This is a genomic window from Anabaena sp. FACHB-595 (assembly GCF_048568275.1).
GTDB lineage: Bacteria > Cyanobacteriota > Cyanobacteriia > Cyanobacteriales > Nostocaceae > Trichormus.
This window is the reverse complement of the sequence record NZ_CP183473.1, coordinates 1,334,999-1,356,406: the sequence shown is the minus strand read 5'-3', so window position 1 is coordinate 1,356,406 and position 21,408 is coordinate 1,334,999. Positions and strand designations below refer to the sequence as shown.

At 41.1% G+C, this 21,408-nt stretch carries 16 protein-coding genes; 6 read left to right on the top strand and 10 right to left on the bottom strand.

Annotated features, from left to right (window positions below; translation table 11 throughout):
- Window positions 1–24: 24 nt before the first annotated feature.
- A complete protein-coding gene (locus ACN222_RS05725) occupies window positions 25–906 on the bottom strand; it encodes a DNA adenine methylase (protein ID WP_010995325.1) in 882 nt (293 codons plus the stop codon).
- A 96-nt stretch (window positions 907–1,002) separates the two neighbouring features.
- On the opposite strand from ACN222_RS05725, the gene ACN222_RS05720 reads away from it, so the two are divergent.
- The 3 genes from ACN222_RS05720 to ACN222_RS05710 all read left to right on the top strand — a co-directional run bounded on the left by ACN222_RS05720 (window position 1,003) and on the right by ACN222_RS05710 (window position 2,849).
- A complete protein-coding gene (locus ACN222_RS05720) occupies window positions 1,003–1,725 on the top strand; it encodes a cytochrome b/b6 domain-containing protein (RefSeq protein ID WP_010995324.1) in 723 nt (240 codons plus the stop codon).
- Window positions 1,726–1,883: 158 nt separating this feature from the next.
- Window positions 1,884–2,288: an MAPEG family protein gene (locus ACN222_RS05715; protein ID WP_231865513.1), complete on the top strand. Its 405-nt coding sequence runs from the start codon at window positions 1,884–1,886 to the stop codon at window positions 2,286–2,288.
- A 135-nt stretch (window positions 2,289–2,423) separates the two neighbouring features.
- Complete coding sequence (locus ACN222_RS05710; protein ID WP_231865512.1) at window positions 2,424–2,849, top strand: DUF1772 domain-containing protein; 426 nt, start codon at window positions 2,424–2,426, stop codon at window positions 2,847–2,849.
- 78 nt (window positions 2,850–2,927) lie between these two features.
- Here ACN222_RS05710 and ACN222_RS05705 read toward each other — a convergent pair whose 3' ends face one another.
- From ACN222_RS05705 to ACN222_RS05695, 3 genes are all read right to left on the bottom strand, one after another.
- Complete coding sequence (locus ACN222_RS05705) at window positions 2,928–4,022, bottom strand: hypothetical protein (protein ID WP_010995321.1); 1,095 nt, start codon at window positions 4,020–4,022, stop codon at window positions 2,928–2,930.
- 138 nt (window positions 4,023–4,160) lie between these two features.
- Window positions 4,161–7,547, bottom strand: coding sequence for a virulence factor SrfB (locus ACN222_RS05700; protein WP_010995320.1), 3,387 nt, complete (start codon window positions 7,545–7,547; stop codon window positions 4,161–4,163).
- Window positions 7,548–7,597: 50 nt separating this feature from the next.
- Window positions 7,598–10,141: a hypothetical protein gene (locus ACN222_RS05695; RefSeq protein ID WP_010995319.1), complete on the bottom strand. Its 2,544-nt coding sequence runs from the start codon at window positions 10,139–10,141 to the stop codon at window positions 7,598–7,600.
- A gap of 506 nt (window positions 10,142–10,647) precedes the next feature.
- Between ACN222_RS05695 and ACN222_RS05690 the strand changes: the two genes are divergently transcribed.
- Window positions 10,648–12,573 (top strand): ATP-binding protein, encoded by a 1,926-nt coding sequence (locus ACN222_RS05690; RefSeq protein ID WP_010995318.1) that lies wholly within the window; start codon window positions 10,648–10,650, stop codon window positions 12,571–12,573.
- 76 nt (window positions 12,574–12,649) lie between these two features.
- On the opposite strand, the gene ACN222_RS05685 is transcribed toward ACN222_RS05690, so the two are convergent.
- The 3 genes from ACN222_RS05685 to ACN222_RS05675 form a co-directional block, all read right to left on the bottom strand.
- On the bottom strand, window positions 12,650–13,522 hold the full coding sequence (locus ACN222_RS05685) for a hypothetical protein (RefSeq protein WP_010995317.1): 873 nt from the start codon (window positions 13,520–13,522) through the stop codon (window positions 12,650–12,652).
- Window positions 13,523–13,741: 219 nt separating this feature from the next.
- Window positions 13,742–14,323 (bottom strand): DUF1517 domain-containing protein, encoded by a 582-nt coding sequence (locus tag ACN222_RS05680; RefSeq protein ID WP_010995316.1) that lies wholly within the window; start codon window positions 14,321–14,323, stop codon window positions 13,742–13,744.
- Window positions 14,324–14,421: 98 nt separating this feature from the next.
- The gene (locus tag ACN222_RS05675) at window positions 14,422–15,987 is read right to left on the bottom strand and encodes a pentapeptide repeat-containing protein (protein WP_010995315.1); all 1,566 of its coding nucleotides are present in this window, start codon (window positions 15,985–15,987) and stop codon (window positions 14,422–14,424) included.
- Window positions 15,988–16,046: 59 nt separating this feature from the next.
- Between ACN222_RS05675 and ACN222_RS05670 the strand changes: the two genes are divergently transcribed.
- Both ACN222_RS05670 and ACN222_RS05665 read left to right on the top strand, forming a co-directional pair.
- The gene (locus ACN222_RS05670) at window positions 16,047–16,892 is read left to right on the top strand and encodes a prephenate/arogenate dehydrogenase (protein WP_010995314.1); all 846 of its coding nucleotides are present in this window, start codon (window positions 16,047–16,049) and stop codon (window positions 16,890–16,892) included.
- Window positions 16,893–17,369: 477 nt separating this feature from the next.
- On the top strand, window positions 17,370–18,311 hold the full coding sequence (locus ACN222_RS05665; protein WP_010995313.1) for an N-acetylmuramoyl-L-alanine amidase: 942 nt from the start codon (window positions 17,370–17,372) through the stop codon (window positions 18,309–18,311).
- Between the two features lie 77 nt (window positions 18,312–18,388).
- Here the strand turns inward: ACN222_RS05665 and ACN222_RS05660 are convergent, their stop codons facing one another.
- The 3 genes from ACN222_RS05660 to ACN222_RS05650 all read right to left on the bottom strand — a co-directional run bounded on the left by ACN222_RS05660 (window position 18,389) and on the right by ACN222_RS05650 (window position 21,131).
- Complete coding sequence (locus ACN222_RS05660) at window positions 18,389–18,973, bottom strand: hypothetical protein (protein ID WP_044520824.1); 585 nt, start codon at window positions 18,971–18,973, stop codon at window positions 18,389–18,391.
- 297 nt (window positions 18,974–19,270) lie between these two features.
- Window positions 19,271–20,377, bottom strand: a complete 1,107-nt coding sequence (locus tag ACN222_RS05655; protein WP_044522791.1) for a saccharopine dehydrogenase family protein — start codon at window positions 20,375–20,377, stop codon at window positions 19,271–19,273.
- 430 nt (window positions 20,378–20,807) lie between these two features.
- Window positions 20,808–21,131: a hypothetical protein gene (locus ACN222_RS05650; protein ID WP_010995310.1), complete on the bottom strand. Its 324-nt coding sequence runs from the start codon at window positions 21,129–21,131 to the stop codon at window positions 20,808–20,810.
- Window positions 21,132–21,408: the final 277 nt, after the last annotated feature.

Genomic DNA, 21,408 nt, shown 5'->3' with positions numbered 1-21,408 from the left:
ATCCTACCGAAAAATCGACTGTCATCAAAGCGAGGTTGAAATATTAAGTTCTAACTGTAAATCAGGTTGATTTGTTGCCATTTTACTTAAATTATGTTTGATTTCATAATTGCTAATAAATAACTCTTTTCCCTTCGCAGCACCGCTTTGTTTATAGTTATTCATGCCATACTGCAATTCCCATTCGTATATATGAGCAGATGAAAAATTAGCTCGTATTTCCGGCGAGTTGTCGTAGGTAATTAGCCAGCGCTGAGGACATTGTTGCAATAATGCAGCAAATCTCTGATGTTCAAAAGATGTATGTAACTCCCCATCTTTACCATACAATCTAGATTTTGTAGCGCTATAATATGGCGGGTCTAAAAATATGAATACATCATTTTGTTCATTGTTTAATAGTTGACTATAATCTAAATTAGTAATTTTTATATCTTCAGTTAGTATATTTTCTAATTTCTCTAATCGTTCTATTGAGGAGTGGGTAAACCTTTTTTGAAAAGCTTGTTGAGAGAAACCGCCTGATTCTACAGTACCAGAGAAAGTAATTCTGTTGAGGACAAAAAATCTTACTGCTCTGTCTAAATCAGATAGGCTAATTACATCAACTGTGGTTAATTCTAAAAACAGTAATTTACCATCTTGGTATTTATCTTTAATTCGACGTATTTCTTTGACTAGCTGAGATAGGTCAGATTGGGCAATTTTCCAAAATAGAAATAATTCAGTGTTTAAATCATTAATCCAAATTTTCAAATCAGGAAACTTTTGCTTTAAGTAAATAAATACAGAACCACCCCCTACAAACGGTTCTCGATATTCATGAAAGCTTTCGGGTAGATATTCAATTATTTGCTTGATAGCTTTTGATTTCCCGCCAGGATATCGGAGTGGGCTTTTGAGCATAAACTGACAAAATATGATAATATTTGCGCTTAATAATTGACAAGCTAACTAATATTTTTTGAAAAACTACTGAAAATAACTACGGAGGTCATAACTATGTCCCGTTCTGCGCCCTATCAGCCGTTGTTGTTAAAGATTCTTCATGGTGTGAGTGGAATTTTAGCGATCGCCGCCATCATCACAGGTTTTTTAGTTTACAATACCTTCGATGGCAGATTTGGCAAGTTACCCATCCCCCGCGTTGGGGAAAGTATAGATGTTCACGGCACATTTGCAGTCTTTTTCTTCTTTGTGTTCCCGGCGCTAGCCCTCTATAGCTTTCATGCAGGAAACCGCAAGCTATTACAACAGGATTCTTTACAGAACTTAACTCAATTTGGTAGACCGATTTGGTGGGTAAGTTTACAAAGAATTGCCAATACACTCATGCTAATTGCGGCAGTTTTAGCTGTGTTGTCTGGCAGAATGATGAAAGAGGAATGGCTCCCCACAGGAGAGTTAAATCATGCTTGGTACTACCTGCATCTAATTGGTTGGGTTGTCATGGTTGCCTGTTTAGCAATTCACATTTTAATGTCTATTAAAGTGGGTGGTGTGCCGTTGTTACTGTCCATATTTTCTTGGCAGGTACGCCCAGAAGATAGCCCAAAAAAATGGTCTAGTCGTTTGCAAAATTGGTTGAGTGATTTATCAGCTAATTTTGGCGGAGGAATTAATAATTTCATGCAGAATAATTTCCCTCTCAGAGTAATTGAAATAATTGTGCTAGTGGGAATTTTTGCAGCCCTAGTTTTACCTTTATTCTTCTCTGGTGAGTAGTGAGTACTGAATCATAATATGAAGAAATATTAAAAATAGTATACGTCTAGAAAAGCGATGCTCTACGACCACCTGTCTGTCATCGCCGCAGTATTTAAAGACCAATTAGTGAGATAAACGCTAAAGTTGCATTAGTCCGTTAGTGTATGAGTTCAGTCATGGTTACTACTGATATGACCGTCCCCTTATGGGGTCTAGCAATTTTTGTTATCTGGACAATTGCTGTTGTTGTGTTTCTGCTAGCAGTTAGGATTCGGCATTTATCTACTGGTGGTTCTCCAAAGGATTTTGGAACACCAAATGAGGAGAGTTTGCTTTGGCGACTATTTCGAGTGCAGTCCAACTTAGTAGAAAACCTACCTTTGTATATAGGAGTTGTGTTTCTTCTAACAGTTCGAGGCGTATCGGGAACAGTGGTAGATTCACTGGTTGTTGTATACATCCTATTTCGACTTGTGCATTCATTAATTCATATAGCCGGACTAAATCCAGTGTTTCGGCTCTCAAGTCTAGTGATTCAGTTAGTCTGCTTGGTTGCTTTGATTACTTTGGCAATCTTCTAACTGAGAAAATCAATTTTCACAAGGAGGTTGACTACTAATCAAGGCGTTGAGAAGTAATTTACAGACCGCTTTATGGCAACTGTTGACAACTTGTTTTCCATACTGGAGCTTTTTGCAGTACTAGGCTGCGGGCTGATGGCTGGAGTCTTCTTCGCTTTCTCCACCTTTGTCATGAACGCTCTTGCCAGACTTCAACCCACCCAGGGCATTGCCGCTATGCAGTCCATTAATATTACGGTGATTAACCCATTGTTTATGACGGCGTTTCTGGGAACAGGCGTGGCGTGTATTATTCTTTTAATTTCCTCGCTGTTAGGGTGGCATCAACCCAATGCCGTTTATTTGCTTGTTGCTAGCTTACTTTATCTTGTTGGTACATTCGGCGTGACCATCGTATTTAATGTACCGCTAAACGAAGCGCTGGCGATCGCTAATCCAGATAGCACTGATGGCGTGAAACTTTGGACTAGCTACCTGACTAACTGGACATTCTGGAACCACATTCGCACAGCCGCAGCACTTGCAGCATCAGCATTGCTCACCATTGGACTCCGCTATTGATATAGAAAGTAGGGAAGTGAGAAAACATTATTTCTTAATTTTGAATTTTGAATTTTGAATTGATTCCCTCTGCCTTTTCTACCTTGACGAACGAAAGATAACACGACCAGGGATTTCCTCTTGGTTAATGCGTGCATAGACTCGCAAACAAGTCAAAACTTCCCCAGGAATACCACCGCAGTCTAATTGCAAGTCATCTTTAGAAAAAGCACAAATATCAGCGTAAATTCCCGTCAATTGGCGAATCCGCACTTCATAACCTGCATTAGTGGCTCTATCGGCTACTTTTTTGAGAGCGCGTCTTGATTCTTGTTGTAGCTTCCCCCACCAGGAATAACGCTCAGATGGTGGTACAAATACCAAAGAATTGATTGCTTCATCCATGTCAATCCAAGCGCGTAGAGTTAATAAAGGTTCGGCAATTTCTTCGGCTTTTTTTGTGCGTTGAAAGCGGTCAACCAAAGCATCAATATATTGGTTTTGTTGGTCTGGTTGGGAATGTAAAGGAACAAAGTCAAAACTAAAAACGCTTTTGAGCGCATGATGTAAATCGGGTTCTATTTCAATAAACTTACACCATAAAAGTAGGAAACTAGCTAATAAATGTAGTTCTTCAGAAGCATAGTTTTGAATAACATTATTCTGGAAAAATGCTTTTTGTGATAAGCATAAACCTTGAACATTAACACTACCACTTAATCCGGGGTAGATAATTTCATTGCGGATAAAAGGCAGGTGATAGACATATTCATTATTTTCCATCGCGCCCATTTCTTGAGCCAAATCTAAAGCTCGTTGTCGCCAAATTTGTGCTAAATCTTCGGGAACTCGTAATAATTTGCGGTGAATTTCGTTCCATAAATCCGCATCTGTATGACTTTGTAACAAGGAATCACCCAGATATAAGCCAAGTTCTGAGTCAGAATCAAAAGCCTCTCGCAGATGATTTAGCTTGAACTCATCTGGTTGCTGGATGATAGCTACCGCCTGTTTTTCTGGCTGTAGAAGATAGCGCAGTTCTTGCAGCACTTCATCACATACCTTTGCGCCTGGGTCTTGCGGAAATTCTGCTTGGGCTTTTTTCAGGGAAGCCTCTAGCCCATACAAACCATATCGCAATAATCGCGCTAATTCCGAGTTTTTTGTTGCTAGTAACTGATATAAGTGCTGCATTAGTAATTCCTTTTTTTATCTCACGCAGAGGCGCATACTTCGACTTCGCTCAGTAGCCAGAGACGCAAAGAAAGATTTTGTATAACTCTCCGCGTACCTCCGCGCCTACCTCATCACCCCTCTGCGTTTAAATTTGCACTAATGTATTCCACAGAAAGGGTCACGTTCCTTATCCACCTCATTAGGTTGCAAATCCAATTCAGCACAGTAAACACAACCTTCCTGTTGGAGACATTCTGCGCTTGTGGATGTCCAGTAAGGTACATCACCCGCGTGGATGCGTAAAATTCCTCGATTGTCGAGGGTAACGCGATATTGGCAAGGATAGTCTGTGTTGACATCTGGTTTGCGGAGTGCGCCTATACGTATCCATTTTTTGGTGTTGGTTTGGGTGTCGGTTTGGTAAACATAAAAGGTGTGTTGTCCGGTTTGGGGGAAGGGGGGAAGGGGGTTACTAATTAAGCCTGCACCTGGATGGGGTGAACCATCGTGGAGATAATGGAAGGTTTGCAGGGATTTGTTAGGATTTTTGTCTACTTCAAAGACCAAATGATAAGCATCTGGTTGATCTACCGTGGCTGATTCAATTACATTGACAGCAATATCACCATCATTTAAATCTTTGTCTGGACGTTCAACGGCGATATTCCACTTCAAGTTACCGTCAGCAAATAGGGTGGATGCGTTGGATACGGCTGAGATAGCTGAATTGACATCAATACCGGGAACATCAATTAGATAATGGGGGTTTCCTTGACACAGGAGGACGTTAAATTGTAAGGTCTGGTCAATTTCAAACTGGACTTTAATTTTTCGTAGAAATTCCCCTTCCTCCATTGCCAATTTTTCCATGAGGGTTTTGCCGTCGAAGCTACCCCACAGGCGTAAGTCTCCGTCTTCGTAGTCTTGGCGGTAAATGATGTTGGTTAACTGTATCCCTTGCCATTCGGTGCGGACTTTGGCGACGTTTTCCCCTGGTGTGAGTTGGTATAGTTCCTGTCCAGCTTTGAATACTGTGAGGAGGTCGTTGCTTTGGGTTTTGCGTTTGAAGTTGCAGGGGAGGTAATAAAAGAGGTTTTTGACATCTATTTCTAATTGGTTAGCGCCTTTACGTAACAGTCCTTTGGATTCTTCGGGGTCAAATCTTAGTCTCCGCAGTTTCTCGGCGTAGCAAGCACCGGCGGAGGTGGCTAGTTTGGTATATTCCAAAACAAAGGTGATGCGTTCGGGATTCCAGACGAAATGGGGAGAGTTGCTAAATTCCTGGTAGATGTGGCGTTGTACTAGGTCGAGGTTGCAAGTTTTACCGGAGAGAATTAACCAATCAACTTTATGGGTGTTCCAGGGGTCTATATTGTTGTCTTCGGAACGTAAACGGCTTTCCATCAAGCCTTTAGCTATCCCTATCGCCTCTTTAATGGCTGAGGCGGCGGCGCGTTCAAATTGTTGGGTGTCTAAGGTGACGTGGAGAGTATCTAATTCTTTGACTTGGAATTTGATGGCGCTTTGGGTTAGCAGTTCAGCAATTTGCTGTTCAGAGAGGGTAAAGGTAAGGGGAGAAACATCATCGGGTGCTTTTTGCCCTAATTTGAGCTTGGCTGCTTCTGCATGATCCCATAAAGTATAGAAGGTTTGCAGGCGTTGGGGTGCTTGTTGCCAACGGGTGGGGATGACTTTCTCGGCTGTATCTAAGGCATCTTTATAAGCAGCATCACCTTCAGGATTTTCTTTATCTAAACATTTCAGTAGACTACCGCTTTTGAATTTGCCTTTTTCTAAAAAGCGTTCGTTTAATTCCGAGCTAATTAAATCTTCTAGTTTGTCGCTTTCGATTTTACCAAAACTAATTGCTGTGAGTAAAGTATCAGCGATCGCCACTTTTAACAATCTATACACGCGCAAGGTGATTAATTCGCCACCCAGTTGTAAATGTCCAGAGGAACCCAGCAGTTTCGGCGTGAGTTTATAATAACGTCCGCCTAAGCCTCTATCTTCATTACTACTAAAGAATGGTGTTTTATCTTCTAGGGTGAGTTCAATTAAAGCTAAGTCTGTGGTTCCGCCACCAATATCTAAGACGAGAACGTTTTGCGACCATTTATTTTTCTCTTGACGGCAACGAGTTTTAAAAGACTCAATGCCAATGTTGAGATTACCACCAAACTCACGCCATAGAAAGAAGATGGCTACAGATACCGCTTCATCATAGGCAGTTTGTACGTCATCTATCCCTAATTGTTCAACTAATTCTTTGACTTCTTTCCGCACTACTGGCGGTGCAACTGTGGGGTAGGTGACAACTGCGGTTAAAAATTCCCCGTCAGAAAATCTGCGTCTGGCGCGTTGGCGATAATCTTCAGTTAAATCAATTAAATGTGACCAAGCTGCTTGTACAAGTTGATTAACATTAATTGTTTCTTCTGCGCCATCTAAAATAACTGAGAAATCACGCTTTTGTCCAAAGTAACGTTTTGGTGAATGGTGAAATCTGCTGATAATTTCTTTGAGAGAACTGCTGGTTCCTTGAGCGATCGCCTTTTTGCGATTGTCTCTTGCTTCCCTACCCATGCGAATATTTAAATCTGTCAAACTGGAGATTTCTAACTCGCTGGGAATTTCTGTATCGCGGCGGTCAATATCTAAGACTACAGGAATGAGATTTTGTGATTCTAAGGTAGGTACACGAAAAACTTCATGGTAGATATTATATAATTTTCTGCTGATAGCGTGACGAAATCTATCACTATTTCCTAAACATAATTCTATTTGTCGAATCGCTTCTAAAAATCTTTCTTTATTATCAGTTTGAAAAACTTCATGTAAGTTACTAGGGTCGATTTCTAAATTTTTACTAATATCAAGGGTAAACTTATCCCATTCACTGGCGCTTGCTTCTGGTAAGGCAATAGCAGCCGGAGAACTCAACCATTGAGATAGGCGATCGCGTAATCTTAACTCCTGTTCTCTCGGTAAAACTTCGGCAATTGGCACTTCAATTGGGTCAAAAAGTGTCACCGTAGAATTAGATGTACCGAAGTCTAAAGCAAACCAACCGGGGAATCTTTTCCGTTGTTTAATATCGGGTTGTTTTTCATGATTACGGATTTCTTGGGTATTATCTGGTTGTGTTGTTGGTTTCATAGGTAGTGACCACAGATGACAATAAGCTGCTATTTTTTTGCGTGCAGATAGCAGGGGATTTCCTGATAAATCGGAATCGAAATATTCAACAATTACTTGTAAATTACAGTTGATGGCTTGTGTGAAAGTTTGCTCTAGTTTACAAGGATACTGCTCTAATTGCCCAATTTGAGAAATTTTTGGTGTAGCAGATTCAAATTGTCTATAGGATTTTTCTATTTTTAATGCCAATTCACTTGATGCGCCTTTGACAGTGCAGGTTATGCGGGAAATATGGGGGACATTGTTCCCAGTACCAATTAATTGAATCGTGGGAAGTTCCAGATATTTTTTTTCATTAACCCGCATCTGAAAGCGTGGTGCAAGCTGAATTTTTACAGGCATTTGATCGGTTCCCTATGCAGTCGTAATTAGTGGTGGCTACTAATTACTAATTACTGATATTTGACTGCTAAATCGGCAATTTCCGAGAGATTTTGTAACCAAACTGGAACTGCACCCGATGATTGAGTATCGCCAGCAGCAATAAACCTCAGCAAGCCATCTTTTTTGGAGATATTTTGCAAGGTGGGAATAATTTGATCTAAAATTCCATCTAATTCGGCATTGACTCTTTGATTAACTTCACTAACATATTGCACCAAATGTAAGCTGGCACTAGCAGTAATTTCATCCCGTAGTCTTAATACGAACATTTGATGATTACTGGACTTAGATAGAGTTTGTGCTTTTTCCGGCGACCAATCAAAGATTTGACCAATATCATGTTTTTCATCCTGACGCGCCAGAGGGAAAATAATATCTGGTGTGAGGAATTTTTCTTGATGATTAATTTCCGATATGATTGCTGCTTGCCATTGGATCGGGTCACTACCTAACAACAATTGGTAAAATAAATCAGCTTCTTCCCCACCAAATTTGCTTTCAATCTCTTGTTCTATTTCTGGGTTGAGGAGTGCTTGCAAACGTTCTCGTTCTGGGGCGATTTGTTGAGATAATTTACTCAGTAAGTCTACCACTGCTTGGCGGATGCGATCGCGCGCAAATTCTTCTACTTCTTTGACAGTCTTTTCAAAAGCGGGATAAAAATCATCACTCTTGGTAGGAATACTGGTATTAGTTCTATTTCCCCTGTCAAATAACTTCCCGGCTGCACCCTTCGATTCTGTAATGGTGATTGTGCCATTATTCGCTTTGTTAAATAACAAAGTCCAATGATTCCAACTCAAAACTCTAAAGGTCAATTCATCTTTCACCACATCACTAACCACAGTTCCCCGGCGGTCTTTGAGTGGTTCTTTACCCAAATCTTTTTGGAAGTTGCGATAGGTTTTATCTAAATTTTCCAACGCAGTCCGCAAATCAATTAAAGCCTGACTGTCGCCTGTGGGTATGCCTTGCTCATGAATTTCGGCGATGATACCTTTGAGATTATCTTGTTGTTGCCGTAAATTATCGGCAGCGCGGCTAGTATCCTCATACAGTTGCTTAAGTCCGTGAGTCGCAACGTGATTCTGCATCAATTCCCGTAGCTTGGCGATACCCCCGTCTTGAGCAAAGTAACCTAACTTGCGACTTAAATGGCTGCGTGGATCTGATTCTATCAGGCGATCGCTCAAATATCCCCACTTTTGCTGCAACTGTTTCGAGCGCTCCAAGTAATTGGGATAGTCTAAGTTAGCCAAAAACTCTGGTGAACCTGCTTTGATAGTGCTGGAACGCTTGGCTAGTTCCGCCAGTCCCAACAGAGGTGAGAGTAAAGCGATGCGGTCTTTGTTGGTGGTGAATGCACTCGCGCCGTCGATGGTGGTTTGTAAAACCCTGAGTTGTTGTAAAACCTTATCTGCTGTTAAATGCGGCGTTCGACTTTCATCAATTAATTGGTCAAGTAGTCTTTCCCCCCCTTCACTTTCCAACGGTAACTGGTCAAACCGTCCCACGCCCACCAAAATTAAATCCTTCAGGTCTTGTCCTGGGCGCTGCTGCTGCATCATCGTAAAAATTTTATTAGCGCGATCGCTCCCCGGCGATTTACCATTGAGCAGTACCAAAATCGTCTGTACTTCTGCCAATTCCCGCAATGATAAAAACGTATCCCTAGCACCAGAGTTAGCCGCACCCAACCCCGGAAAATCCAGAAGAGTAAATTCGGAAGCATCTGTAATATCCCAAATTTCCCTAGAGATTTTCACATCAATATCCACACGGCGAATTAAGGGGAAACTATTTTGTAATAACTTGGTAGCTAACTTTTGCGGTGGACTTGGTAAACGAATATGAGCTGGTGGTAAATCTTCAAAGCCAAGAGTTTGGATAGCCAAAGGCTGTTCCGCCAATTGCAAACCTTCACGGGCGGAGTCAGGGTCAATTTCATAGCGTCCGCCACAGAGAGCTTCCCCATAGGAACCATAGGCGCGGATAAACAGCACCAACTCCCGCAGCAGATAACGCAACTCTAAATTATTACTACTCTTCCAACTGGCTTCACACCAACTGAGAATTTCTTTCCCAGAGTTGAGTTTTGCCGGTTGCATTGCTGGAAGTCCGGCTGCTATTGTCCGACGATTGGCTTCTCCTAACATGAAGCGCAAACACTCATTTACCCCCTCACGAGTCAGATACTCAACGGTGAAGTTACCAACCTGGGTAGTGGTAAAACCCGGATGAGGGATAAGATGAATCGCTGTAACGTTTCCTGTAGTGGGATTTTCGCTGATAGGTAAAGCATCTGCATAGCCGATGAGACTACCCAACAGAAGAGTTTTACCACTACTAAATTCTCCCATCACGCCAATTTTTACGGGTGAGGTAGCCAGTTCTACCGTTTTTTGGGCAGCTTCCCGTAGACGTAAAAGACAATCATCCAGACTAGCAGGAACCCAGTCTTCTTGTTGCGAGGGAGATTGAGGAACAAAATCTAATTTTTGAAGAATAAGTTCGCCGTACTCTTTAAAACGTCCCAGTTTTTCTGGCTCCATAGAGCAGCTTTCCGCTAAGATAAATTTCTGTGAGTTTTATAACACAAAAAAAATCTTTTCACTTTCCTATTTGCCATCTTGTTGATTAGTTGCTTTGGCGTAGTTGAACCAGGGTGTGATTTACTCAAGCGAGGATGCAGAAGGGTGTGGAGAGTTTAATTTTTGGAAAAGAGAGATATGGGTAATTTTTAGTACATTTTGGCAACATGGTTTGTTGACCAAGTAAGTCTCTTTATAAATTGATAATTGGTGGTGGGAATTTATAAAACCACGATGAATTTTTGAATCTTCAAGTTAAATAATTCTTGATTGATATACGTAATATAGAAAATTACAGCAATATTAATTGATATTGAGTCAGTATTTTCACTATTGATTAACTATCAAAATACTCTTTATATCTTTACGGCTTTTCGGTGAAATCCTTTTTAGAATTGTCTACATCAGGTTGAGTAAATCACCTAATTTTTGGCATGGCTCCGATAGATAAGTAGGATTTATAGGACGTGAGACAATCAAATAATCAAGTTACCAAACCACCCTTTCATCAGATAAAAGCGCCTCTGCAAATTGGAGAGTCTGGAAAAAAATACTTCAATTTCACAGTTACTTTAGAAACTGAAAACAATCTATATCAAGTTATAAAAAATTCTCATAAAATTATTTTTGTATTCACAAGTGATGGTTACGTTTGCTACACTTCACCTAATGTCACAGAAATCTTAGGACATGAAATAAGAGAACTGGAAGGTAAATCTTTCTTTTCTTTTGTCCACAATGACGATGTGCAACTATTTACTGATTATTTATCCACAGTTTCTAACTGTAACAATAAGCACCAGCCATTAGAATACAGGATAAAAGACAAAGATGGTAGCTGGCGATGGCAGGAAATTAGCACATCTGCCTTTAAAGATGAGAATACTAATATTTTGTATTGTGTAGGCATTACTGACGATATAACCGACCGCAAACTTACAGAAGCGGCGCTAGCAGAAAGAATCCAGTTAGCTAACTTTCGGACAGCAATTGATACTGTTTTCTCTCAAGATCACACATTACAAGAGTTAATGCGTGGCTGTGCTGAGACTATGGTGACACATCTCAATGCAGCCTTTGCCCGCATCTGGACACTGAATAAACAAAATAACGTCCTCGAATTACAAGTTAGTTCGGGGATGTATACCCACATTGATGGCCCCCATAGATTTGTACCAGTCGGTAAATTCAAAATTGGGTTAATTGCCGAAGAAGCCAAACCCCACCTCACCAACTCTGTACAAACCGACCCCCGTGTAGGGAATAAAGAGTGGGCAAAGCAAGAGGGAATGATTGCCTTTGCTGGCTATCCCTTGATTGTGGAAGGAGAAATATTAGGGGTCATCGCCATGTTTTCTCGCCAAGTCCTCAGCAAGTCTACCTTTGAAGCCTTGAGAATAACAGCCCATGAGGTTGCTCTCGGCATTAAGCGCAAGCAGACTGAAGAAGAACTGAGAAAATCTGAAGCTAAATACCGAGAAATTGCCCAAACAGCCCAAGAAAAAGCCCAAAAGTTAGAAGCAGCGCTATGGGAACTCCAACAAACCCAGGCGCAATTAATTCAAACAGAGAAAATGTCCAGTTTAGGACAATTAGTAGCGGGTGTTGCCCATGAAATTAATAATCCCGTGAATTTTATCTACGGTAATATCACTCATACCCGTGAATACATAGAGGATTTGCTTTACTTGGTTAAACTCTATCAAAATCACTACGATTCAGTATTACCAGACATTGCAGACCATATATACGGCATGGATTTAGAGTTTATTTCTCAAGATTTGCCTAAAGTTTTGAATTCAATGCACATGGGAGCAGAACGTATTCGACAGATAGTCCTTTCTTTGCGTAACTTCTCTCGCCTAGACGAAGATGGCATGAAAGCAGTAGATATTCATGAAGGTATCGATAATACATTGCTATTATTGCAAAATCGTCTAAAAGCTAAACCAGGCTGTAATGAGATTCAAGTAATTAAAGAGTACGGCAACCTACCCAATATCGTATGTCACGCCGGACAACTCAATCAAGTATTTATGAATTTACTGACTAATGCAATTGATGCTTTGGAAGAGTCTGTTGCCAGTAGTCATTTGTCAGTGGTGAATCATCAAACAACTAACAATCCCCGAATTCTGATTCGGACTGAACTTACCACCGACAACCAGGTAATTATCCGTATTGCTGATAATGGAATGGGAATGGCAGAGAAAGTTCTTAATCGGCTATTTGACCCTTTCTTCACCACTAAACCCATAGGTAAAGGCACTGGCATGGGACTATCAATTAGTTACCAAATTGTGGTGACAAACCACCAGGGACAATTACAGTGTATCTCTGCGCCAGGAAAGGGGGCTGAGTTTATCATTACAATTCCCACGGGTGATGGGTAATGCCGACAGAAACCTTGATATGGTGGGCAATGCCCACCATACTCAGATGTTTTTCCAGTCCCTAATGCCCAATTTTCTAGCGCCGTCTGGAACCGAAACCAGTTGAACGGCGGGCAGGAGAGCGTCCGCTACCAAAACTACTACCGCTAGGGCTGCGTCTGGTGGTGCTGGATTTGCCAGAAGGTCTTAAGGTGCTACCGCCAAAACCGGAACCAGAAGGACGGTTTGTGGTGGTGCGTGGTGCAGTACGGACAGTGGAACTAGGAGACCTTCTAATGGTTCCGGTGGTACGGAAAGCCGTCCGATTTCTTACGGCTGCTGGTGGCGCATTATAACGGCTGCGGTAGCTGGATACCGCTTGGTCGTAACTATTACCATATCCACCAAAGCCCCTAATTACTCCACCTGGTTGATAGACGGGGGGAACATAGTACTGGGGTCTAAACAAGGCATTACCGATCGCCTGACCTGCTATACTACCAGCGACAGAACCAGCAAAGGGGGCCCAAAAGCCATTTTCCCGACGAACTACAACTGTTTCTTGCTGTCCGGTTTGAGGATTAGTTTTATTCTCGGTAACGTTATGAACGTACTCAATTTTAAAATCTTCTGTCAAATATAAAACTGGTTGTCCATTGTCAACCTTCAGATAACTTTTCTTACCTTCTTTGATTTCATCGTCGGTCAGGCGAGCCATTTGCAAGTTTTCGGTGGCAAAGGTTGGGGGTGTACTGTTGAGCAAAAATAGGGTGTATTCCCCACTAGCATCATCGTAAGTGGCTTGTTGTACTTGATACTGACCGTCATTGAGTTTAGTAGTAGCAGAAGTTTGGCTTACATTCCGATTTGTAGAGTTGGTTTGTTCTCCTCCTCCACAAGCAACGGTTGTCAAGCATAAGCTGACTGCTAAAAAAATTACTGTGACTTTACGTAGTATGGTCATGATCATGGCATTGTCATCTTATTTTCGAGCTTAACAAGTTCTTTGATGGTTTGTAGGTACGGACAACCACACAAGTCTAGGACTTACGCACACAGGTTGTCTGTTGAGACTGGGTGTAAGGGTGTAAGGGTATAGGGGTGTAAGGGTTTCAAACAATTCCCCTATACCTCTATACCCCTATACCCCTGAACCCCTTGATTTTCAGTTCTCATGGGTACATCCTGGTTATAAAGGTATCAACTCTGGATAATATTGCAATAGCTGATCATTACTCAGTTCATCTCCTAACCGTGCTGGTGAGAAATGCACTTGGATGGCTCTGAGCTTGTGTTTGTAGTGCAGATTAATCAAGGCTTTTAAAGCTTCTTGCAACGCTTGAATATTAGCCAAATCAGTTTCTAACTCCGGTACTTCCCCTTCGTAGGCCACTGTAGTCATGATCACGATGTTGCGTGTCGCAGGCAAAGAGAGGGGGCGATCAAAGTCATCAGTATCTAATTCTAAATCAGCACCGTATCTGGCAGCAGAATCGCTAAATAATTCGTTGACGTAATCTCCAGCTTCCCCTTCATTCCAAAATACATCACCTTCATTGGCGGCAGAGAGCCAATATTCATCGTAGCGCAGTAGGGTCTCTGATAGTTCTACCAATCCTTCCCCTAAAACTTCTAATTCCCCTTCAGCATTGATTGCATCTCTCGCAATCCGATTTAGTTCTCCTAATATGGGCGCTATGTCAGACCCACTTAAATGTAGAAATAACCGAAATACTACATAACGAGTCCGACCCATCATTTTGTTAAACATACCAATTTGTTTCCTCCAAAAGTTTGTTTAATCGTGACTGAGGAATGGGGGAAATAAAACCAATTTGCAATAAAGCTCTCCCCTGCTCCCCTGCTTTATTATTCATTCACATAGTGAAAACTGTTAACAAAATCCGTAAGTGTGTTTAAACCAGGTAGGTTATGTGGGAGAGATTCACTAGATACATCGGATAAAAAAGTCATTTCGGTATCTGAGGAGTTGATAAATCGTTTACCAAAGTTGGGGCTGTCATGAACAATTAAAGTCTGAGCGCTGGAATTAGTTAATATGGTTTGGGTTGGAGCTTGAAAAAATTTGATTTTTGAGGCTAAATGCAGGTTCTTTTTGGTTTTTTTCATTGTCTGTGCCTGATTTATAGCTTCCGCGATCGCACTCGTTAATTCCTTCACCCGATGGGGTGTTTTTATTCCTAAGGAAGATATATTTTCTTGTTCCATCATGGCTAACAGGGCATAAATATTCTTTTGGGTATTAACAGCATCTTTAAAAGGTAAAATTGCCATACAGGCTGTGGGTAATAAGTCCGCGTCATTATCTACCCGGAATGTAAACACAGTCCGACGACGACTGATTTCCATGCTGGGGGGTTGTTTGAGGATTGAGTATTCTTGGGCGATGTGGTAGTAAGCGCCAGCCAAGGCAAAGTTCGCTTCTGCTTCTAAGGCTGCATCGATGATAATTTGAATGGTTGGCGGGGTTTCGTTGAAAAATTCTCGTGGATCTTCAGTATCAAACCGTTGGATAATGGAGCGATCGCCTGTAGGACTTAAGTCAATCCATTGACAAATCAAACCCTCTGTTTTTAAGCCAAATCTGGAAGTGGAGTAAAGTTTTGCACCAGTCAAAATGGCGCTGGTTAAATCAGCACCTACCCATTCTGCTCTAATTAATTTTGCTTGAATTAAATTGGCATGGACTAAACTAGCGTTTGTTAAATTCGCATTGCTCAAGTCTGCGCCGACTAAATTAGCGCCACTCAATTTTGCATTACTTAAATCAGCCCAACTCAGGTTTACACCACTCAAATCAGCCCACCGGAGGTTCGCCCCGCTCAAATCTGCACCACTAAGGTTAGCATGGCGGAAGTTTACCTGTTTTAGTTCAGCATCCCGCAGGTTGGCGCTCGTTAAATCACAACGACTTAAGTCAGATCCATTGAGGTTTGCCATTTCCAAGTTGGCTCCTACCAAGGATGCACCTTTCAGGCTGGCTCCGTTCAAATTGGCGTGGCGAAGATTGGCGTGGCGGAGTGTGGCTTCTCGCAAATCAGCACTATTAAGGTTTGCTTCAGATAAATCAACCCGACTGAGTTCAGCACGAATTAACTCAGCACGTACCAAAGAAGCCCCACGCAATTGAGCGCGACTGAGGTCAGCACGAATTAAATTAGCAACATTGAGGCTGGAATGATTGAAAATAGCATTAGTGAGGTTAGCACCACTTAGTCTAGCTACGTTCAGTTTGGCATGGCTAAAGTCAGCTTCGCTCAAATTTGACCCACTCAGGTTAGCTATACTCAAATTTGCTTGGCTAAAATTCACACCACAGAGTTTGACACCACTCAAATTAGCTTCCGAGAGGTCAACACCACTAAAATTGATGACTCCAGTCGCATATTGTGCCAGCAATTCCTCTACATTCATCTAATACCTCATGATTTATCTAATTCGTGATTAAAAACGACCATTGACTAATGACAAAAATGCAAATTGGAATTTTAGGTTTAGGCTTGATTGGTGGTTCATTGGGTTATGATTTGCGATCGCAAGGTCATCATGTTTTAGGTGTGAGCCGTAAGCGATCTACTTGTGAAACAGCCGTTTCCTTAGGTAGTGTTGACGAAGCCTCCGTTGACATCAGCCTATTAACAGCCGCAGAGGTTGTATTTATTTGTACACCTATCGGTCTTATTGTTCCCCAAGTGGAGCAGTTGATTAATCATCTACCCCAGGCTACTGTGGTAACTGATGTTGGGTCAGTGAAAGCACCGATAGTGGAAGCGATTTCACCTCAGTGGGAAAACTTTGTCGGTGGTCATCCAATGGCTGGGACAACAGATAGTGGAATAGAATCTGCCCAAAGAAATTTATTTGCTAATAGACCCTATGTGTTAACACCAGAGCCGACAACACCCAAAGGAGCGATCGCACTTGTAGAGGAAATTGTGCGATCGTTAGGGGCTAAGATTTACTATTGTCAGCCAGAGCAACATGACCGCGCTGTGAGTTGGATTTCCCATTTACCTGTAATGGTTAGTTCCTCCTTAATTGCAGCCTGCATCAGCGAAACTGACTCCGAAGTTTTACAATTAGCCAAAAACCTAGCTAGTTCCGGTTTTCGAGATACTAGCCGCGTCGGTGGTGGTAATCCAGAGTTAGGTGTGATGATGGCGCAATACAATCGCCAAGCATTGCAGGGAGCCTTGGAACAATATCGCCGTAATCTTGATGAGTTAATCGCTCTAGTTAAGCAGGAAAACTGGTCAGCTTTAAAAACCAAGTTACAAACAACGCAACAAGCTAGACCTAATTTTGTGGATGAGATTTAGTAGTTTAGCATTCTCAATGTGGCGATGACCTGTAGGCGATCGTAGGTCATCGTACAAAGAAATTCTTGCTGATTCAAAAACAGCGATTCTCTCCAATAAAAACTTCTCATCTAATCTTATATAATTGTCCAATTGACACTGATGATAATTTTGAAAAAATCAGATTGCTATATCAGACATAAATAAGCAGGTGAATCATATTTGTCTACTGATAAGATGTGTTATGCTTGCCAACGTAAACAGAATTTTTTGGTTTTGGATAAATATTAATTAATCCTACTTTCTTGTATTTTTAACTATTGTTGAGTGATTATGGGTAGTGATTTTTTTGTTACAATACGGGATTAATCGATGGTTTATATGAGCAGTATTTTGCTGATTTATTTGCTGAGTTCACTGTAATAGCAGTCCTATGAACTTAACATCGAGAATGGCAATAGTTTTGAAGTATTGAGGAAATCATTTGAGGGTGTACATATGAGATATGGAATTGATATTGGTCACAATTGCCCACCAGACACTGGAGCTAGAGGGATTAGGTTTGAAGATAATCTGACTCTAGATGTAGGCAATCGAGTCATATCTAAGTTGAGAGCTTTAGGACACGAAGTAATACCTTGTAAACCAGATAGAGCTACTTCCGTTAAAGATTCTCTCTCGCAAAGATGTAATAGGGCTAATGCCAATAAAGTAGAGGTTTTTGTTTCCATACACTTTAATGCTTTTAATGGACAAGCCAACGGTACTGAAGTATTTGCCGCGAGTGATAATGGTAGAAGAATCGCTAAACCAGTATTAGATGAAATTATTAAGTTAGGATATTTTAATCGCGGGGTTAAAAGTGGCTCTCACCTGTTTGTTTTGCGTAATACAAATATGCCAGCAATATTGGTAGAGTGTTGCTTTATCGATGCCCAAAAGGACATGAATTTATTTGATCCGGAAGCAACTGCTAATGCAATTGTCAAGGGATTAACAGGAAAATTACCAAGTACTCCTGTGCCTTCTGTTCCAGATGAAGAACAAAATATAGATACGAGTATTTTGAGACTACAAAAATCATTAAATCGTCTCAAAATTACTGGTAGAAGTAATAAATCTCTTGTCGAAAATAGCCAACTTAATACAGAGACAAAGTTTGCTATAGAGAGATTTCAAGGTATTGTGGGACTGGAGAAAACTGGAATTGTCAATGAGGCAACATGGAATGCCATCAATCTGATTTTAGCTAAAAGAATTATCAGACAGAACCATGCTGGTGGCCCGGTGGTTAGATACTTACAATTCCGAGTAGGAGTTGAAGTTGATGGTATTTATGGCGCGCAGACAGAAGCAGCAATTAAAAGATTTCAGAGACAAAATGGTTTGCTGGCCGATGGAATTATTGGGCCGATGAGTTGGCAAAGACTAATCGGTTAGTGGTAGTGATGAGTGAGAGGTTAGAGAGGTTAGTAAAATAACTAGCTTCTGGCTCCTCTCCTGACTTCTTTCTGTCACTAACCACGATTGCGTTCTAATAAAAGCATCATCATTAAGCTTAGTAGAACTTGTTGCTCTTCGCGATCGCTAACTTGATCTACAGGTTTGATAGTAAATTTTCTAGAGAGAAAGGAAGGGATTTTCTCTAAACGCATCACAACTGTACCATCAGTTCGACTGACTAAATAAACAGGGTTAAATACATAACCAGTGAACATACCGACAATGGGAATTTCCGCAAATAAAGCGTCGGCGATTTTCACCCAAGGATTTTTCTCTTGAATATTTAAGGTAGTTATATCGCCATCAAATATGTCGTAACGCGCACGCCATAAGGATTTTAAACCGCGTCGCTTGACTGCACCAATATTCGCACCGTTACTATCGGTGAAGTCATAGCGCGCAGAAAAATCAATGATGCGATCGGCTTTGATGTAGTATAGAGGACGGGTACGCTCAACATCTGCAAAGATGGTGATGGCTTCTTTGAGCTTAAATAGTTTCTGTTTGACGTAGAAAACTAAATTACCTTGAGCGTCTGCAACGGATATTTGCGGCGCTAACGCCCAAAACTTGAATGTAAGTTCTAGTGGATACTGCATAGGGATTCCAGTGAAGATAACTGCATTTCTCACCTTCCTATTAATCCCTATTAGTGCTGATATGTAACATAGAAAAAATTAAATAATGTAAACACATCTCATAACTTTTTTTGGTTATGTAGAATGTACTCTTATCGGTGAGAAAAACTATAGAATCTGGGTTAATTTCTTTTGGTGTACCCTGCGCTTGATAATAGTTGAAATTGAGGCTCATATTTAGGGTGAACTATGCTTAATGGCATGGTGGGCATTGCCCACCCTATTGGCAGATCATAGTGCTTGAGATTTTGATTTTTTTCATAACCAATTATGGTTAAGATTCATGCCTCGGTTTGCCATAGCTTCTAAAAATAAATCCGTTGATAGTGCTTCTTCCACAGGCCAAACCCCTGGTTTTTCCAGCTTACCTGCTAGTAAAAATTGTGCCATACTGCCTGTGCCACAACCAGAAGCAACGGCTGTATTTTCATGCACTAAAGTTGAGCAATAAACAGCTTGCTTACCATTTTTTATCCCCGTTACTTCTGAACGGACTGACACACCGATACCACTAAAATTATTAGTGACATCTGTCATGAAATGGCTAACATGAGACAAGAATTCAATCATGCTACGGCGCTGCATCAACCATTTAGGAAAAATGTGAGCAGCAATCCAAGTTAAATGATTATAAAAATCGGGAACTGAGCCAAACTTAGTAATAACTGTTTTTACACTGGGGAAAGCTTCAGGTAGTGTAAAAGTTTCTGGCATATCAAACCAATAAACTCCACTGTTATTGTAGGGAGGAGGGAATTTAACTACTTCTCTTTCGCTATAGGGTTGAACTATCTGCCATTTTCCCTCTAACCAAGCTTCAAAAGGATACTGCAATCCTAAAAAAGTAGTCCGCATGACTGTAATGCCAGCACCACCAGAGCCAGATACCAGATAACTTAAATGTATCTTTTCTGGGTCATCAAATTGTTCTACATCATGACGCACCATGCTGTTAGAAATTCCCGGAAAAATGCCGGTATTCACAATTGCTGTGACACCCGCAGCCACGGCTTCCTCGTGATACTTGAGAGCCTTACTAGTAAAAGAACGGTGGTCACTAATATCTAAATAGTTAACCCTTTGTTCAATACATATTTTCAACACATTGGCATCTCGGTAGTGAAATGGCCCGGCACAGTGGATAACTAAATCAGATTGGGCGATCGCCTCTCGCAACTTGTCAACTTCTGCCAAGTCTAGCACCAAAAACTGCATTCTTCCCCCCGACGGTAAGGTAATATCCTTTTCTGACGCTGGGGAACGTCCGGTGATTGTAATTTGGGCTTGGGTATGGGTGGCTATATCTTGAGCAACACTACTACCAATCCGCCCCCGTCCTCCAAGAATTAATACGCGGTCTGTCATTACTCCGGTGTGGGTAACTATACCTCCATTTGACCAGTTTTTGGTCATCTTGGCATCAGTTGCAAGTATGACTTACGTACTGATGGGGATAGGGATTGAGAAAGGTGGGGAAAACTTCAAATGGCTTTGGAAAAACCGCTATTTGACCACTTTTGTAAATAGGCATCAAATACAGCAGCAATATTGCGGATGAGTAATCTGCCGGCAGTGTAACTTCTATATGATTAGGGAGCCATATAAGCAATTATTGAACTTTAATTACTCTATAGTGATTAAGTTATTAAAAATGATCGCAGTCGCAAAACATAACGCAACTAGGGCTAATGCAGGGAGTCGTTTTGCTTTGGTAAGCTATTCTGCTTTTAATTTGCACAATCCATCGTAAGGGCTGTTGACCCTTCGACCACGCTCAGGGTCAACAGTTCACGTTTTATTTACTTAGTGCTAGCTCTTTTTTCTTTTTCATGATTTCCAAATATTCAGTGCGGGTACCATCAACTCGATAGTGGTCACAAATTTGACAGAGTTTGAGAACATCCGATCGAGTGAATACTTTTTGGTGTTCAATTCCGTTATCGTTCCTCCAACGCCAGAAAGTTGTGCGGTCAATTCGGCGATCGCTCTCAGGCCATCTTCTGCGAGAGAGAAAATCTACCACCTCTTCTTCATAAAATGAGTAGCCTTTTGGTAACTTGAGAAGTTCTTCTTTTAAATGAATAAGCGGTATGAGTGGATCTAGCTCAGATAGTCTCATGCCAGCAAGCCCTTATAGTCTTGTGTAAATTCAACTAAACAGAAGGCTTCATAGAAAACGGTTCATCATCTACTTAGTTAGTTTCTATACTGTACCATCTATAAAAAGGCAGCAATGAGGCTATTAGGAACTTTTTCAATGTATTTTCCCTTACACCATACTTTCCTTAATTAAAGTAACAGTAAGAAGCTAAATTACTAATTTAGACAATAATGTAATTTATACTTCATGGCAATGTATATGCAACAAATTTTAGGCTGTATAATTAGCAATTTTG